Genomic DNA, 1,180 nt, shown 5'->3' with positions numbered 1-1,180 from the left:
TCTACGATTTTCGCTACAACACCAGCACCTACTGTACGACCGCCTTCACGGATCGCAAAACGCAGGCCTTCATCCATCGCGATTGGAGCGATCAGCTCTACAACCATCTTGATGTTGTCGCCTGGCATTACCATCTCAACGCCTTCTGGCAGTTCGATAGTACCAGTCACGTCAGTTGTACGGAAGTAGAACTGTGGACGGTAGCCTTTGAAGAACGGAGTATGACGGCCGCCTTCTTCTTTTGACAGAACGTATACTTCTGACTCGAACTTAGTGTGAGGAGTGATTGAACCCGGCTTCGCCAGAACCTGACCACGCTCAACTTCGTCACGCTTAGTACCACGCAGAAGAACACCAACGTTCTCACCAGCACGGCCTTCGTCAAGAAGCTTACGGAACATCTCAACACCAGTACAAGTAGTCGTGGTCGTCTCTTTGATACCAATGATTGCTACTTCGTCACCAACGTTGATGATACCTTGCTCTACACGACCTGTTACAACAGTACCACGGCCTTGGATAGAGAATACGTCTTCGATTGGCAGGATGAACGGCAGGTCAATTGCACGCTCTGGCTCTGGGATGTAAGAATCCAGTGCTTCAGCCAGCTCAACAATCTTGTCTTCCCACTGTTTTTCGCCGTTCAGTGCACCCAGTGCAGAACCTTGAATTACTGGGCAGTCGTCGCCTGGGAATTCGTATTCAGACAGCAGTTCACGAACTTCCATCTCTACCAGTTCCAGCAGCTCTTCATCATCAACCATGTCACACTTGTTCATGAATACGATGATGTAAGGGATACCAACCTGGCGACCCAGCAGGATGTGCTCACGAGTTTGTGGCATTGGACCGTCAGTTGCCGCAACAACCAGGATACCACCGTCCATTTGCGCAGCACCGGTGATCATGTTTTTAACATAATCGGCGTGTCCTGGGCAGTCTACGTGTGCGTAGTGGCGAGTTGGAGTATCGTACTCTACGTGAGAAGTAGAGATAGTGATACCACGCTCACGCTCTTCTGGTGCGTTATCGATAGACGCGAAGTCTTTCGCTTCACCGCCGTAAACTTTTGCCAGCGTAGTACAGATAGCAGCAGTCAGAGTTGTTTTACCGTGGTCAACGTGGCCGATAGTACCAACGTTAACGTGCGGTTTCGTACGTTCAAATTTTTCTTTAGACA

1 protein-coding gene is annotated in these 1,180 nt (G+C 49.8%); it reads right to left on the bottom strand.

All coding sequences use genetic code 11. The annotated features are described in order from the left end of the window. On the bottom strand, nucleotides 1–1,180 hold a 1,180-nt coding region (gene tuf, locus A8L45_RS23275), incomplete at both ends, for an elongation factor Tu (RefSeq protein ID WP_068905723.1).

The sequence above is a fragment of the Veronia pacifica genome, assembly GCF_001707825.1.
Classification (GTDB): Bacteria; Pseudomonadota; Gammaproteobacteria; order Enterobacterales; family Vibrionaceae; genus Veronia; species Veronia pacifica.
Note: the sequence above shows the minus strand (reverse complement) of the source record. Positions and strands in the feature narration are given on the sequence as shown.